Origin of the sequence: Streptomyces aureus (assembly GCF_000725495.1) — a bacterium.
In the GTDB taxonomy this organism is placed as follows: domain Bacteria; phylum Actinomycetota; class Actinomycetes; order Streptomycetales; family Streptomycetaceae; genus Streptomyces; species Streptomyces aureus_B.
The window spans coordinates 80629-94843 of record NZ_JNZD01000027.1 but is presented as its reverse complement, the minus strand read 5'-3'; the positions used below and the strand labels follow the sequence as shown (position 1 = coordinate 94843).

11 protein-coding genes are annotated in these 14215 nt (G+C 72.2%); 6 read left to right on the top strand and 5 right to left on the bottom strand.

Annotated elements, in window-relative coordinates:
* Positions 1–52: 52 nt before the first annotated feature.
* The gene (locus tag IO36_RS28505; RefSeq protein ID WP_037623925.1) at positions 53–910 is read left to right on the top strand and encodes a phosphatase PAP2 family protein; all 858 of its coding nucleotides are present in this window, start codon (positions 53–55) and stop codon (positions 908–910) included.
* A gap of 200 nt (positions 911–1110) precedes the next feature.
* On the opposite strand, the gene IO36_RS28500 is transcribed toward IO36_RS28505, so the two are convergent.
* Positions 1111–4107, bottom strand: a complete 2997-nt coding sequence (locus IO36_RS28500) for a bifunctional [glutamine synthetase] adenylyltransferase/[glutamine synthetase]-adenylyl-L-tyrosine phosphorylase (protein WP_037623924.1) — start codon at positions 4105–4107, stop codon at positions 1111–1113.
* 281 nt (positions 4108–4388) lie between these two features.
* On the opposite strand from IO36_RS28500, the gene IO36_RS28495 reads away from it, so the two are divergent.
* The 3 genes from IO36_RS28495 (at position 4389) to IO36_RS28485 (ending at position 7821) form a co-directional block, all read left to right on the top strand.
* Positions 4389–5279 (top strand): alkaline phosphatase family protein, encoded by an 891-nt coding sequence (locus IO36_RS28495; RefSeq protein WP_037623923.1) that lies wholly within the window; start codon positions 4389–4391, stop codon positions 5277–5279.
* A 1-nt stretch (position 5280) separates the two neighbouring features.
* Positions 5281–6633: an MFS transporter gene (locus tag IO36_RS28490; RefSeq protein ID WP_037623922.1), complete on the top strand. Its 1353-nt coding sequence runs from the start codon at positions 5281–5283 to the stop codon at positions 6631–6633.
* 168 nt (positions 6634–6801) lie between these two features.
* Entirely contained in the window at positions 6802–7821 is a 1020-nt protein-coding gene (locus IO36_RS28485) for a TolB family protein (RefSeq protein WP_037623921.1), read from the top strand.
* 25 nt (positions 7822–7846) lie between these two features.
* Here the strand turns inward: IO36_RS28485 and IO36_RS28480 are convergent, their stop codons facing one another.
* The 3 genes from IO36_RS28480 to glnA all read right to left on the bottom strand — a co-directional run bounded on the left by IO36_RS28480 (position 7847) and on the right by glnA (position 11226).
* Entirely contained in the window at positions 7847–9079 is a 1233-nt protein-coding gene (locus tag IO36_RS28480) for an LPXTG cell wall anchor domain-containing protein (protein WP_037623920.1), read from the bottom strand.
* A 200-nt stretch (positions 9080–9279) separates the two neighbouring features.
* Positions 9280–9666 carry a hypothetical protein gene (locus IO36_RS28475; protein WP_051901020.1) on the bottom strand — a complete coding sequence of 129 codons (387 nt, stop codon included), beginning with the start codon at positions 9664–9666 and terminating at the stop codon, positions 9280–9282.
* Positions 9667–9864: 198 nt separating this feature from the next.
* Positions 9865–11226, bottom strand: a complete 1362-nt coding sequence (gene glnA, locus IO36_RS28470) for a type I glutamate--ammonia ligase (RefSeq protein ID WP_037623919.1) — start codon at positions 11224–11226, stop codon at positions 9865–9867.
* A gap of 325 nt (positions 11227–11551) precedes the next feature.
* On the opposite strand from glnA, the gene IO36_RS28465 reads away from it, so the two are divergent.
* Together IO36_RS28465 and IO36_RS28460 are read left to right on the top strand one after the other, a co-directional pair.
* The gene (locus IO36_RS28465) at positions 11552–12757 is read left to right on the top strand and encodes a globin domain-containing protein (protein WP_037623918.1); all 1206 of its coding nucleotides are present in this window, start codon (positions 11552–11554) and stop codon (positions 12755–12757) included.
* 182 nt (positions 12758–12939) lie between these two features.
* Entirely contained in the window at positions 12940–13719 is a 780-nt protein-coding gene (locus IO36_RS28460) for a DUF4232 domain-containing protein (RefSeq protein ID WP_037623917.1), read from the top strand.
* Positions 13720–13741: 22 nt separating this feature from the next.
* Here the strand turns inward: IO36_RS28460 and IO36_RS28455 are convergent, their stop codons facing one another.
* Positions 13742–14176, bottom strand: coding sequence for an RrF2 family transcriptional regulator (locus tag IO36_RS28455; protein WP_037623916.1), 435 nt, complete (start codon positions 14174–14176; stop codon positions 13742–13744).
* Positions 14177–14215: the final 39 nt, after the last annotated feature.

Sequence of the window (14215 nt, the reverse complement as noted above, 5' to 3'; positions counted from 1 at the left end):
CCGACCCAGGGATCATCGGTGGGGGAAGCCTTTTCTGGCAGACTCTGTGCCTATGGGTGATACGACCGTGTCGTCACTGGAAGGCCGTCAGGCCACTCCACAACCCGTCGCGGAGGAGAAGGCGGGGAACGCGCTCCTGCGCCGTATGCGGACCCCGCGTCGCCCCCGCCTCTGGTTCGAGGTCCTGCTCATCGCGGTGAGTTACTGGACCTACTCCCTGATCCGCAACGCCGTGCCCGAGCAGCGGCACGAGGCGCTCCGCAACGCGGACTGGATCTGGTCGCTCGAGCACCATCTCGGCGCCGCCTTCGAGGAGTCGGTCAACCACGCGGTGAACTCGGTCGGATGGCTGATCATCGGGATGAACTACTACTACGCGACCTTGCACTTCGTGGTGACGCTGAGTGTCCTGGTCTGGCTGTACCGCTGTCATCCCGGCCGCTACGCGGCGGCCCGTCTCGTCCTCTTCGCCACCACGGTGGTGGCCCTCGTCGGGTACTACTTCTTCCCGCTCGCGCCACCCCGGCTGATGACCGGCAGCACCTTCGTGGACACGGTCGCGATCCACGAGACCTGGGGCTCGATGGCCTCCGGCGACCTCAAACACATGTCCAACCAGTACGCCGCGATGCCGTCCATGCACATCGGCTGGTCCCTGTGGTGCGGGCTGAGCCTGTTCGCGCTGGCCAAGGCGCCCTGGGCGCGGATCCTCGGCGTGCTGTACCCGGTGGCCACCCTCGTGGTCATCGTCGCCACCGCCAACCACTTCTGGCTGGACGCGGTGGGCGGCGTGCTCTGCCTCGCCTTCGGCTTCCTGGTGGCGCGCCTCTGGTACGGAGCGCTGCCGTACGCGCTGCCGCAGTGGGCGCCGGGGACGCGCGGGACACCGGTCCTGCCGGTGAAACCCTGAGCGGAGCCCTGCCCGGCCGGGCACGGAACCGGGCCGGTGAGAACCCGCGCGGTCCGGCGCCCGGCCCCGCCCGGCGTCACGCTCGGTGACCGCCGGGCGTTGCGTCCAGGCCCCGTTTCGCTCGGGCCCCGTTTCGTTCGGGCCTCGTTTCGGTCAGGCCTCGTTTCGGTCAGGCCCCGTTCGCTCAGGTCCCGTTTCGCTCAGGCCCCGTAGAACAGCTCGTCCACCACGGCCCGGGCCCGCCGGGTGGTCCGCCGGTAGTCGTCGAGCATGTCCCCGACGTGCCCCGGGTCGTACCCCAGATAGCGGCCCACGGCGGCCAGCTCGCGCCCGTCCGAGGGGAAGGTGTCGCCGGCCCGGCCCCGGACGAGCATCACCGCGTTGCGCACCCGGGTGGCCAGCACCCAGGCCTCGTCCAGCGTCGCCGCGTCCTCCGCGGACAGCAGCTCGGCGGCGCACGCCGCCGCCAGCGCCTCGCGGGTCCGGGTCGTCCTGAGACCGGGCTCGGCCCAGCCGTGCCGCAGCTGCATCAGCTGGACCGTCCACTCCACGTCGGACAGGCCCCCGCGCCCCAGCTTGGCGTGCAGGGTCGGGTCGGCGCCGCGCGGCATCCGCTCCGACTCCATCCGGGCCTTCAGCCGCCGGATCTCCCGTACGGCCTCCTCGCCGAGCCCCTCCGCGGGGTACCGGAGCGGATCGACCAGCTCGATGAACCGGCTCCCGAGGTCGGCGTCCCCGGCCACGACCTCCGCCCGCAGCAGCGCCTGCGACTCCCACACCAGCGACCAGCGCCGGTAGTAGGCCTCGTACGACTTCAGGGTCCGCACGAGCGGCCCGGACTTCCCCTCGGGGCGCAGGTCCGCGTCGATCAGCAGCGGCGGATCCGCGCTCGGGATCTGCAGCAGCCGCCGCATCTCGGACACCACGGCGTTCGCGGCCCGCGCCGCCTCCTGCTCGTCCTCTCCCTCGCGGGGCTCGTGCACGAAGAGCACGTCCGCGTCGGAGCCGTAGCCGAGCTCGTGGCCCCCGAAGCGGCCCATCCCGATCACCGCGAAGCGGGTGGGCAGGGTGTCGCCCCAGCCGTCGCGCACCACGGCCCGCAGGGTGCCCGCGAGCGTGGCCGCCGTCAGGTCCGAGACCGCCCCGCCGACGAGGTCGACGAGCGCCCCCTGGTCGGCGACGGCCGGCGTCTCCTCGGTGCCGTAGCTGGCGACGATGTCGGTCGCCGCGATCCGGAACAGCTCCCGGCGCCGGACACCGCGGGCCACGGTCACGGCCGGCTCGCCGCCGTCGGCCCGGCGCACCGCGGCGAGGATCTCCTGCTCCAGATGGGCGCGGCCGCGCGGTTCGAGGCCGCCGCTCTCCCCGTCGCCGAGCAGGGCCACCGCCTCCGGGGCGCGCATCAGCAGGTCGGGGGCGAGCCGGCCCGCGGAGAGCACCCGGGCGAGGTTCTCGGCGGCGGCGCCCTCGTCCCGGAGCAGCCGCAGGTACCACGGGGTCTTGCCCAGGGCGTCCGAGACCTTGCGGAAGTTGAGCAGTCCGGCGTCGGGGTCCGCGGAGTCCGCGAACCAGCCGAGCAGCACGGGCAGCAGGGTCCGCTGGATGGCGGCCTTGCGGCTGACCCCGGAGGCCAGCGCCTCCAGGTGGCGCATGGCGGCCGCCGGATCGGCGTATCCGAGGGCGACGAGGCGTTCCCTGGCCGCGTCGGGGCTCAGCCTGCTCTCGCCCGGGGCGAGCTGGGCGACGGCGTCGAGCAGCGGCCGGTAGAACAGCTTCTCGTGCAGCCGCCGCACCATGGCGGTGTGCCGCTTCCACTCCCGGTTCAGTTCGGCGGCCGGGTCGGCGCGCAGCCCGAGCGAGCGTCCGATCCGGCGCAGTTCGGCCTCGTCCTGCGGCACCAGATGGGTGCGCCGGAGCCGGAACAGCTGGATGCGGTGTTCCATCGAGCGCAGGAAGCGGTAGGCGTCGTCGAGCTGCACGGCGTCGGCGCGCCCCACGTACCCGCCGGCGGCGAGCGCCTTGAGGGCGTCCAGGGTGGTACCGCTGCGCAGGGTGGTGTCGCCCCGGCCGTGCACCAGCTGCAGCAGCTGGACGGCGAACTCGACGTCCCGCAGTCCCCCGGGGCCGAGCTTCAGCTCCCGCTCGATCTCGGCGGCCGGGATGTTCTCCACGACGCGGCGCCGCATCTTCTGCACGTCGGCGACGAAGTTCTCCCGCTCGGCGGCCTGCCACACGAGCGGGGCGAGGGTGGCCACGTACTCCTCGCCCAGTTCCAGGTCCCCGGCCACCGGGCGGGCCTTGAGCAGCGCCTGGAACTCCCAGGTCTTGGCCCAGCGCTGGTAGTAGGCGAGGTGGCTGCTGAGGGTGCGCACCAGGGGGCCGTTGCGTCCCTCGGGGCGCAGATTGGCGTCGACGGGCCAGATGCTGCCCTCGACGGTCGTCTCGGAGCAGATCCGCATCATGTGCGAGGCGAGACGGGTGGCCGCCTGCAGGGCCTTGCCCTCGTCGGCCCCCTCGGTGCCCTCGCCGACGAAGATCACGTCGACGTCGGACACGTAGTTCAGCTCGTGGCCCCCGCACTTGCCCATCGCGACGACCGCGAGCCGGCACAGGGCGGCGTCGTCGGGGGCGGCGCGGCGGGCGATGCCGAGCGCGGCGCGCAGGGTGGCGGTGGCGAGGTCGGCGAGTTCGGCGGCGGTCTGGGCGAGGTCGGTGGTGCCGCAGACGTCCCGGGCGGCGATGGAGAGCAGACAGCGGCGGTAGGCGACGCGCAGCGAGACGGGGTCGGTCGCGTCCGCCAGACCGCGTTCGAACTCCTCGACGCCGGGATGCAGGTCCCTTGCCTCGTAGGTGACGAGGGCCTGCCAGTCGTGCGGGTGGCGGGCGAGGTGGTCGCCGAGCGCGGCGGAGGCGCCGAGCACCCCGAGCAGCCGGTCGCGCAGCGGTTTGGCCGCGATCAGGGTGTCGAGGAGTTCCCGCTGGGCCTGCGGGCCGTCCTGCGCCTCGACGAGCCGGACGAGTCCGAGCAGCGCGAGGTCGGGGTCGGCGGTGGCGCCCAGCGCGTCCAGGAGGACCGGATCGGACCGTACGGGGGCCAGTTCGGGCCCCTCCAGGAGCCGCTCGGCCGCCGACGGATCGGTGAAACCGTGCCGCAGCAGCCGCGTGAAGGTACTGCTCCTGCGCCCCGGCGCCGTCATCCCGGCCTCCCGTCGTCCCGGACCCGATGCGATGTGTACGCCCTGTCCCGCACACCGGTCCGATCAAGGCCGTACGCGCCCGAGCCTATCCCCGGTTCGCACGGTCGCGCCCCGTGCCGACGTCCGTGCGAGGCGGCGGGCAGGCGGTAGAAAGGGAGGGGAGGCAGCAGTTCATCCGATCTTCATCCCTCGGGTTGAGGGATGTGAACCCGGGGAATGTTGGCGTGCGCATGCTCTGTCCGCACCGCCACCGTCGCCTCTCCCCCCACCGGAGGTCTGAAGTGTCCGGCAGAAACGTGTACACCCGCAGCCGTGCCGTCGTGGCATCCGCCCTCGCCTTCACCGCCGCCGCGGTGGGGCTGTGGAGCGGACTCGCCGGCTCGGCCCCCGCGCACGCCGCGGCCACGGTCCCGACCCCGGACCACGTCGTCGTCGTGGTCTTCGAGAACCACGCCTACAGCCAGGTGATCGGCTCCTCCAGCGCCCCGTACATCAACTCGCTCAAGACCGGCGGGGCCAACCTCACCCAGTCCTACGCCGAGACCCACCCGAGCCAGCCCAACTACTTCGCCCTGTTCTCCGGCTCCACCCAGGGCATCACGGACGACAGCTGCTATACCCCCGGCTTCTCCTCCGCCGCGAACCTCGCCTCCGAACTGATCGCCGCGGGCAAGACCTGGGGCAGTTACAACGAGACGCTGCCCAGCCAGGGTTCGACCACGTGCAGCAGCGGGAACTACGCGCGCAAGCACAACCCCTGGTTCGGCTTCAGCAACGTGCCGACGTCCAGCGCGAAGACGTTCGCCCAGTTCCCGACGGACTACTCGACGCTGCCGCAGGTCTCCTTCGTCGTCCCGAACCTGTGCAGCGACATGCACGACTGCTCGGTGTCCACCGGTGACACCTGGCTGAAGAACAACCTGGGCGCGTACGCCACCTGGGCCAAGACCCACAACAGCCTGCTCGTCGTCACCTTCGACGAGGACAACCGGCTCAGCGGCAACAAGATCCCGACCGTGCTCTACGGCCAGCAGGTGACGGCGGGGTCCACCTCCTCCACCACCTACAACCACTACGACCTGCTGCGAACGCTGGAGGACATGCACGGCCTCACGTCGCACGCCGGCAACGCGGCCTCCGCCAAGGACATCACCGGCATCTGGACGTCCTGACATGTACCTAGCGGACAGCCGCGCCGGGACACCGGAGAGCGCGGCGCCGTCCGCGGAGAGCGCCGCCCGGCCCCGCGCCGGGCGGCGCCTCGCCGCGGTCGGACCCACGGTGCTGGCCCTCGGCACCGTCAGTCTGATCACCGACGTCTCCTCGGAGATGGTGACGGCGGTCCTGCCCCTGTACGTGGTGGCGGGCCTCGGCCTCTCCCCGCTCGGCTTCGGGCTCCTCGACGGCATCTACAACGGCTTCTCGGCCCTCGTCCGGCTGGCCGGGGGACATCTCGCCGACCGGGGCGGCGGCCGCCACAAGTGGGTGGCCGGCGCCGGCTACGCCCTCTCGGCCCTGTGCAAACCGCTGCTCCTGATGGCCAGGACCCTGACCCCCATCGGTCTGGTCCTCGCTGCCGACCGCACCGGCAAGGGGCTGCGCACGGCCCCGCGCGACGCCCTGATCTCCCTGTCGAGCAGCCCCGAGACCCGGGGCCGGGCCTTCGGCGTCCATCGTGCGATGGACACGGCGGGCGCCCTGCTGGGTCCGTTCGTCGCGTTCCTGATCCTGCGGGCGACCGTCGACGGCTACGACGCGGTGTTCATGGTCAGTTTCTGCGTGGCCGTGCTGGGCGTCCTGGTCCTGGTGCTGTTCGTCCCCGGCGGCACGGCCGCACGGCCGGCGCCCGAGGCGGGATCCGCCGCCGTCGCCGCACGGCCCGCGCCCGAGGCGGGGTCCGCCGCCGGCACCGCGCCCCGCCCCACCCTGCGCGCGGCCCTCGCGCTGCTGCGCCGCCCGGAGCTGCGTGGCATCACGCTCTGCGCGCTCCTGCTCGGACTCGCCACGGTCAGCGACTCGTTCGTGTTCCTGCTGCTCCAGCACCGGCTCGGAGTGCCGGACCGCTGGTTCGCGCTGCTCCCCGTCGGCACCGCCGCCTCCTTCCTGCTGCTGGCCGTCCCACTCGGCCGGCTCGCGGACCGGTGGGGCCGCCGGCGGGTGTTCCTGGCCGGTCACGGCGCCCTGCTCCTGGCGTACGCCCTGCTGCTGACGTCCTGGCACGGCTCGGCGCTGCCGTTCGCCGTCCTGTTCCTGCACGGCGGCTTCTACGCGGCCACGGACGGCGTGCTGATGGCCGCGGCCTCGGACGGCGTGCCCGAGGAACTGCGCTCCTCGGGACTGGCGCTCGTCCAGACGGGACAGGCACTGGCCCGTTTCGTCTGCTCGCTGGCCTTCGGCGCGGCCTGGACGGCGTGGGGCGACCGTACAGCGCTCATGGCGGCGACCGTGGCGCTGGCCCTGTGCGCGCTGTTCTTCATGATCCGGAGCCCTGTCCGGCCCGCCCTCGCGAAAGACGGCCTCGCATGACGCGGAGCCCCGTCCGCCCCGCCTCTGCCAGGGGCCTCGCGTGACCCGGAACCTCGTCCGCCCCGTCCCCGCCGAAGACCTCGCGTGACCCGGCGCCCCGTCCGGCCCCCCCACGGAAGACCTCGCATGACCCGGCGCCCCGTCCGGTCCCCCCACGGAAGGCCTCGTATGACCCTGCGCACCCGCATCCTGGTCCTGCTCTCGGCCCTGGCCGTCCTCGCGGGCGTCGCCACGGCCTCCGTACTGCACGCCTCGGCCCGCGCTGAACGCCGCGACCAGGCACAGCGGGGCGGTCCGCGGATCGCCGCGGGTCCGGTCTCGCTGACCGCCACCCGGCGGCTGGTCTTCCGCAACATGGCGTGGGGCCCGCACCGCGACGAGCTGACGTCCGTCCCGGCCTCCGACCCGGCGGGCCCGCGCACCGCGTCCGGGGTCAAGTGCCTGCGCTTCTACGCGGCCTCGGGCACCGGGGTGTGCCTTCAGGCGGTGCACGGCCCGGTCCAGGACACCTACCGGGCGGTGATCCTCGACGCCTCTCTGCACGTCAGGGACCACTACGACGTTCCCGGGATCCCGTCCCGCGCCCGGGTCTCGCCCAGCGGCCGGTACGCGGCCTGGACGGCGTTCGTGGGCGGCGACTCGTACGCGGGCACGAACTTCTCCACCCGGGCGGCGATCGTCGACACCCGCACGGGGAAGCTGACCTCGTCCCTGGAGGCGTACCGGATCGTGAAGGACGGCCGCACGTACCGGTCGGCCGACGTCAACTTCTGGGGCGTCACCTTCACGGCCGACGACCGCGGGTTCTACGCCACGATGGCCACGCACGGCACGACCTACCTGGTCCGCGGCGACCTGGCCGCCCGCACCGTCACCACCGTGCACACCGACGTGGAATGCCCGTCCCTCTCCCCCGACGGCACCCGCGTCGCCTACAAGAAGCGCGTCGAGGGACTTCCCAAGGACGCGCCCTGGCATCTGTACGTCCTCGACCTGCGTACCGGACACGAGACGGCACTCGCCGAACCGCGCAGCGTCGACGACCAGGTGGTCTGGCGCGACGACCGCACCCTCGTCTACGCCCTCCCCGGCGACTACGGGGCCGACCTGTGGACGCTCCCGTCCGACGGCACGGGAAGGCCGCGGCGCATCAGCACCGCGGCCGTGTCCCCCGCGTACGTGGGTTAGGACCGTCCCTGGGACGAGGGGCGGGTCAGGAACCGGCGCTCGCGCGGCGACGGCGGACGACCACGACCAGGCCGGCGCCGAGGGCGGCCGTCGCGGCCGCGGTGGCGGCGAGGACCGGGGTGCCGTCGGAACCGGTGCTGGCGAGGCTGCCGTCGACGTCACCGCCGGTGGAGCCGCCGGTGGTGGAGCCGCCCGACGCGGAACCCGTGCCGCCCGCACCGCCCGTGCTGCCGGAACCGCCGGTGGACTGGCCCGAGGGGTCGTTGCCGCCGGTGGAGGTTCCCGGGGTGGTCGCGGAGGGCGACGGCGAGGGGTCCTCCTCGTTGTCGGTGGGGATGGCGACGTGGATCTTGGCCGTGTCGTTGGCGGGGTTCTTGTCGAAGTCCGGGTGGATGTCGTAGACCGAGGTCGCCTTGACCGAGCCGTCGGTGGTCTTCGTCCCCTTCGCGATGTCCAGCATGAAGGTGTACGTGAGGGTCTGGCCGACCTCGATGACGTGGTCGTCGGGCGTGCAGACGTAGACGGCCCTGCCCGGCGTCCCCCCGGGCGCGTCGGGGCCGTCGATCCCGAACGGCGAGCAGTCGTCGGGGACCTTACTGGCGGTGGTGCCCTTCGGTATCCGCACCATGAGCGCCGGCTGGTCGTCGCTCGTCTGGACCTTGATCCAGCCGGGGCCGTCGTTGCGGAGTCCCACGTTGATGGACTGCTGCCCGCCCGCGAGGGCCTCGGTGTCCTCGCCGACCGCGACGAGGTCGGCCGAGCTGTCCGCGGTCAGGTCGAGGCGCCGGTAGCTGTCGGAGAATCCCTCGCCCGGAAGCGCGCCCGTGGCCGAGGTGCCGTACTCGACCTGTTCCATCAGCGCCTTGGGCAGCGCCTTGAACCGTACGGGCGTCCGGACCGAGGCGCCGGGCTCGACGACCGTGTCGAGCTCGCAGACGGCCTGCCTGACCTGGTCGGCGATGGTCGAGTACGTGCAGCCCTTGACCTCCTCGGGGAAGTCGAGCCCGCGGGTCAGCCGGACCAGGAAGGTGAAGCCGTCCGCCGCCGCGGTGCCGTTGTTGGTGACGACGACGTTCTTGTCGTACACCTCACCGGGCTTGGGGGACGCGCCCGGCAGGCTCGATATCGCCAGGGAGGGTTCGCCCGGATCCGCGTACGCCGGGGAACCCGCGAAGGCGGGAACGGCCACGGCGGCCGCGGCGGCGGCCACCAGGGCCGCCGACTTGCGAAGGTGCGAGGGGCGGGTGGACTGGCGCACGGTGGGGTCTCCTCGTCGAAGCATGCGGGACGCCGACCGGAGCTTCGCCGTCCGGCCACGTCCTGGACACCCGGAGACCGCCGAGGGTTGTACGCCGGTTCGAGAAGAGCGGGAAGAACGGCCCGACGCCGCGGAATCCGCCGGCACGGGCGAACAGCCGTGGGGCCCGCGGTCACCGACCGCGGGCCCCACGGAGCCGCCTACTCCCAGATGTACATGCTCTCCGAAACGGTCGAGGAAGGGGAGCCGTTCCACCTCAGGGTCATGAAGTAGGTGTGTCCGGTTTTGATGTCATACGTTATTTGGTCGCATCCCGCGTCACCGCCATCGTCGTAGCGGGCGACGATCGTGGCGGAACCGTCGGAGAACTGCTCCCAGAGAGCACCGGAGACACCGGCCCCGTCGGCCTTGAGGTCGCAGACCATGAAGTGGTCACCGTCGTCGATGTGGGTGACGGACCCACGCCCGCTCGAGAGGGTCAGCCTCTCATTGCCGGTGTTGGCGTGGGCGGACGGCGAACCGCACAGCACCACCGCACCTGCCGCAACCGCGCCGACCAGAGTCCGCCTCAGCTTCTTTGTGATCATGGGCGGCAAGTATGCCCACTCGCGCACGGGGCCAACAAGCGATTACCCCCGGCCCGGCGGCGGGGCCCGTCGCTCAGGCCGCGGGCGGAGCACGGCCCGAAGACGGCCCGGGAGGCTGCAGAACGGCGAGGGGCCGACGGTCCACGACCGTCGGCCCCTCGCGCCGAATCACCCGGAGCACCCGCCCCCGGCCTCGCCTTACAGCACCGGCAGGTTCTTCCGCAGCTCGAAGGCGGTGACCTCGCTGCGGTACTCCTCCCACTCCGCCTTCTTGTTGCGGAGGAAGAAGTCGAAGACGTGCTCGCCGAGGGTCTCGGCGACCAGTTCGCTGCGCTGCATCAGAGAGAGGGCCTCGCCGAGGTTCTGCGGGAGGGGCTCGATGCCCATCGCCCGGCGCTCTCCGTCGGAGAGGGCCCAGACGTCGTCGTCGGCGCCCGGCGGGAGTTCGTAGCCCTCCTCGATGCCCTTGAGGCCGGCGGCCAGCAGCAGGGCGTAGGCGAGGTACGGGTTCGCGCCCGAGTCGATCGAGCGGACCTCGACCCGCGCGGAGCCGGTCTTGCCGGGCTTGTACATCGGCACGCGGACCAGGGCGCTGCGGTTGTTGTGGCCCCAGCAGATGTACGAGGGGGCCTCGCCGCCGGCGCCGGCGGTGCGCTCGGAGCCGCCCCAGATGCGCTTGTAGGAGTTGACCCACTGGTTGGTGACCGCGGAGATCTCAGCCGCGTGCCGCAGCAGGCCCGCGATGAAGGAACGGCCGACCTTGGAGAGCTGGTACTCGGAGCCGGACTCGTAGAACGCGTTGCGGTCGCCCTCGAAGAGGGAGAGGTGGGTGTGCATGCCGCTGCCCGGGTACTCCGAGAACGGCTTGGGCATGAAGGTGGCCTGCACCCCCTGCTCCAGCGCGACCTGCTTCATGATCAGCCGGAAGGTCATGATGTTGTCGGCCGTGGAGAGCGCGTCGGCGTAGCGCAGGTCGATCTCCTGCTGGCCGGGGGCGCCCTCGTGGTGGCTGAACTCGACCGAGATGCCCATCGACTCCAGCATCGTGATGGCCTGGCGCCTGAAGTCCTGGCCGACGTTCTGCGGGGTGTGGTCGAAGTAGCCGGAGTTGTCGGCCGGGGTGGGCCGGGAGCCGTCCAGCGGGCGGTCCTTCAGCAGGAAGAACTCGATCTCGGGGTGGGTGTAGAAGGTGAAGCCCAGGTCCGAGGTCTTGGCGAGGGCGCGCTTGAGGACGTAGCGCGGGTCCGCGAAGGACGGGGAGCCGTCCGGCATGAGGATGTCGCAGAACATGCGGGCGGTGCCGGGAGCCTCGGCCCGCCAGGGCAGCACCTGGAAGGTGCCCGGGTCCGGCTTGGCGATCATGTCGGACTCGTACACGCGGGCGAAGCCCTCGATGGCGGAGCCGTCGAAGCCGATGCCCTCGTCGAAGGCCTGTTCCAGCTCGGCCGGGGCCACGGCCACCGACTTCAGGAAGCCGAGCACGTCCGTGAACCACAGACGTACGAACCGGATGTCACGCTCCTCCAGCGTCCGGAGCACGAACTCCTGCTGCTTGTCCATCTTCCGCTTCCCCATCCTTGCTGGTCAGGCCGCCTGCTCCCACGCCTCGAAGACGATCGGCGCACCTGAGCATCCCACCACAACACCATTTCATGCGCGTTGCGGACCATGATCGACCGGGCGACCTCGGCCTGAACGCCTCGCGTACGGCAGGTGTCCTGCTCTGTCGCACATCTTGCCTGCTCACCCGCGCACCCGTAAGGGCCGGCCGGTACTCGCCGGCCGCCCGGGTTTTAATTTGCATCTCAGATGCAAGTTTTATTAGTGTGCGGGGCATGCGGAGGGGTGCAACCCACCGCTCCGGCCCCGGCTTTGAGGAGTCCCGATGCTGTCCGAAGAATCCGCCGTCACCGTCCGCGCGACGCTCCCCGTCGTCGGCGCGGCCATCGGTGAGATCACCGAGCGCTTCTACGCCGGGCTGTTCGCCGCCCACCCCGAGCTGCTCCGCGACCTGTTCAACCGCGGCAACCAGGCCGCGGGCACCCAGCGCCAGGCCCTGGCGGGGTCCATAGCCGCCTTCGCCACCCATCTGGTCGAGCACCCCGACGAGCGGCCCGACGCGATGCTGAGCCGCATCGCCCACAAGCACGCCTCCCTGGGGGTCGCGCCCGAGCAGTACGAGGTGGTGCACGAGCACCTCTTCGCCGCCATCGTCGCGGTGCTCGGCGACGCGGTCACCGCGGAGGTCGCCGCCGCCTGGGACGAGGTGTACTGGCTCATGGCGAACGCCCTCATCGCCATCGAGCGACGCCTGTACGACGAGAACGCGGACGACGGCGCGCTCCACCCCTGGGTGGTCACCGAGCGCGTCGAGGAGACCGCCGACGTCGCCACCTTCACGATCCGCCCGGCCGACGGCGCGCCGCTGCCGGACTTCCGCGCCGGCCAGTACGTGTCCGTGGGCGTCGAACTCCCGGACGGCGCCCGCCAGATCCGTCAGTACAGCCTCTCCAGCGCGCCCGGCTCCCCGGTCCGGCGGATCAGCGTCAAGCGGGTGCGCGCGGACGAGAACGGCGGGATGCCGGCCCCGGAGGGCGAGGTCTCCACGCATCTGCACACCCACGTCCGCGAGGGAAGCGTCCTCCAGGTCTCGGCGCCGTACGGCGACCTGGTCCTCGACGACACGGACGCCCCCCTGCTCCTCGCCTCGGCGGGCATCGGCGTCACCCCGATGATCGCCATGCTGGAGCAGCTGGCGATCTCCGGCCACAAGGCCCCCGTCACCGTGGTGCACGCCGACCGCTCCCCCGCCGAGCACGCGCTGCGCGCCGATCACGAGGCGTTCGCGGGCAAGCTCCCCGACGCCGCCACGCACTTCTGGTACGAGTACCCCGAGCCGGGCCACCCCGCGGAGCGGACCGGCCTCGTCGACCTCACCGGGGTGACCGTGCGGCCGGGCACGCACGCCTACCTGTGCGGTCCGCTGCCCTTCATGCGCGCGGTGCGGACCCAGCTCCTGGAGAAGGGCGTGCCCGCCTCCGACATCCACTACGAGGTGTTCGGCCCCGACCTCTGGCTGGCCCAGGGCTAGGAGTCCACCCCCGCGGGGACCGGGGACCGTGTGCGCACGGTCACGGAACGGACGTCAGCGGAACGGCAGCGCGACGTCAGCGCGACGTGAGCGGCGGACCCAAGACTGAGGCGTGTCAGCAGTTCAGGGACGGCACGCCGGCGGGTCCGGCGCTCGCCGCACGCACCTTCGGGGGACCAGACGTGAACACCATCCGTAACCGCACCATCTTCGTCGCCGTCACCGTCACGGCCGGGCTCGTCGTGGCCCTCGGCGCCTGCGGGTCCGACGGATCCGGGACGAGGTCCGCGGGCTCCGGCACGGACGGCGCCGCGCGGAGCACCTCTCCGTCGGCCTCCGCGGCGGGCACGGCCGGCGACGCCGGCACGACGGACCCGACCGGTACGGCCGGCGGCTCCTCGGCCCGGAAGTCGTCGTCCGGCTCGGGCACGAAGACGGATTCGGGCTCGGGCTCGAAGGCCGGGTCGGGGTCCGCCGCCGGCGGCGGCAACGCGACCAGCGACGGCTACGCCTACAAGCACCCCTGCGCGGCCGGGCAGCTCTCGGTGGGCGTGACCACCCCGGCCGACGCGTCCGGCCGGCGCGTGATCGCCGTGCGCAACAACGGCGCGAACGCCTGCGGGCTCAGCTACTACCCCCAGGTCCACCTGGACGGCTCGGGCGGCAGGACCGTCAAGCCGCTGATCCCGGGCGGGCTCGGCGGAGCCCCCGCCTACCCGGTGTACGCCGGGCGCACCGCCTACGCGGTCATCGACCTCGACCCGAGCGGGGCGACCTCCGGCACGGTCACCGGCATCGACGAGCTGAACGTCCTGGCCGACGGCGACCACATGCCCGACGCCGACACCCGCAACTTCCCGCTCGGTTCCGGCGCCCTCGTGCTGAAGCCGAAGCTCGGCCTGTACCGCTCGACGGTCGCGGACGCCGTCGCCTCCATGAAGACCGCGGACACCCCGGCCTGATCCGGGACACCGGCCGGGCCCGCTAGGGCCTCCGGGTGATGCCCAGCAGGACGGGCCCGGTCGGTTCGGCGACCACGTCGGCGATGGTCAGCGGGTCCAGTGAGGCGTAGAAGGCCTCCTGGGCCCGCCGCAGCGCGCCCCGCAGCCGGCACGCCGAGACGAGCGGGCAGGGCGTCTCGCCCTCGCACTCGACGACGTCGCCCTCCCCCTCGAAGGAGCGCACGATCGCGCCGACCGACTCCCCGCGCCCCTTCTCGGTGAGCGTGAGTCCGCCTCCCCTGCCGCGCCGGGCGTCGAGCAGTCCGAGGTGCTGGAGCTCGGCGACGACCTTGGCGGCGTGCGTGTAGGGGACGCGCATGTCGGCCGCGACCTCGCGCGTGGTGGGCGTCGAATCGCCGGCGACGGCCAGTCGCATCAGGACGCGAAGGGCCAGATCGGTGGAGCGCAGCAACCGCATACCCGCCAGGTTAGATAATGCGCATCTCAGGTTCAAATA

Excerpts from the sequence above, each read along its gene's own strand:
- IO36_RS28455 (WP_037623916.1), bottom strand. The coding sequence starts at position 14,176 with ATGCGGTTGCTGCGCTCCACCGATCTGGCCCTTCGCGTCCTGATGCGA.
- IO36_RS28505 (WP_037623925.1), top strand. The coding sequence starts at position 53 with ATGGGTGATACGACCGTGTCGTCACTGGAAGGCCGTCAGGCCACTCCA.
- IO36_RS28465 (WP_037623918.1), top strand. The coding sequence starts at position 11,552 with ATGCTGTCCGAAGAATCCGCCGTCACCGTCCGCGCGACGCTCCCCGTC.
- IO36_RS28485 (WP_037623921.1), top strand. The coding sequence starts at position 6,802 with ATGACCCTGCGCACCCGCATCCTGGTCCTGCTCTCGGCCCTGGCCGTC.
- IO36_RS28500 (WP_037623924.1), bottom strand. The coding sequence starts at position 4,107 with ATGACGGCGCCGGGGCGCAGGAGCAGTACCTTCACGCGGCTGCTGCGG.
- IO36_RS28475 (WP_051901020.1), bottom strand. The coding sequence starts at position 9,666 with ATGATCACAAAGAAGCTGAGGCGGACTCTGGTCGGCGCGGTTGCGGCA.
- glnA (WP_037623919.1), bottom strand. The coding sequence starts at position 11,226 with ATGGACAAGCAGCAGGAGTTCGTGCTCCGGACGCTGGAGGAGCGTGAC.
- IO36_RS28490 (WP_037623922.1), top strand. The coding sequence starts at position 5,281 with ATGTACCTAGCGGACAGCCGCGCCGGGACACCGGAGAGCGCGGCGCCG.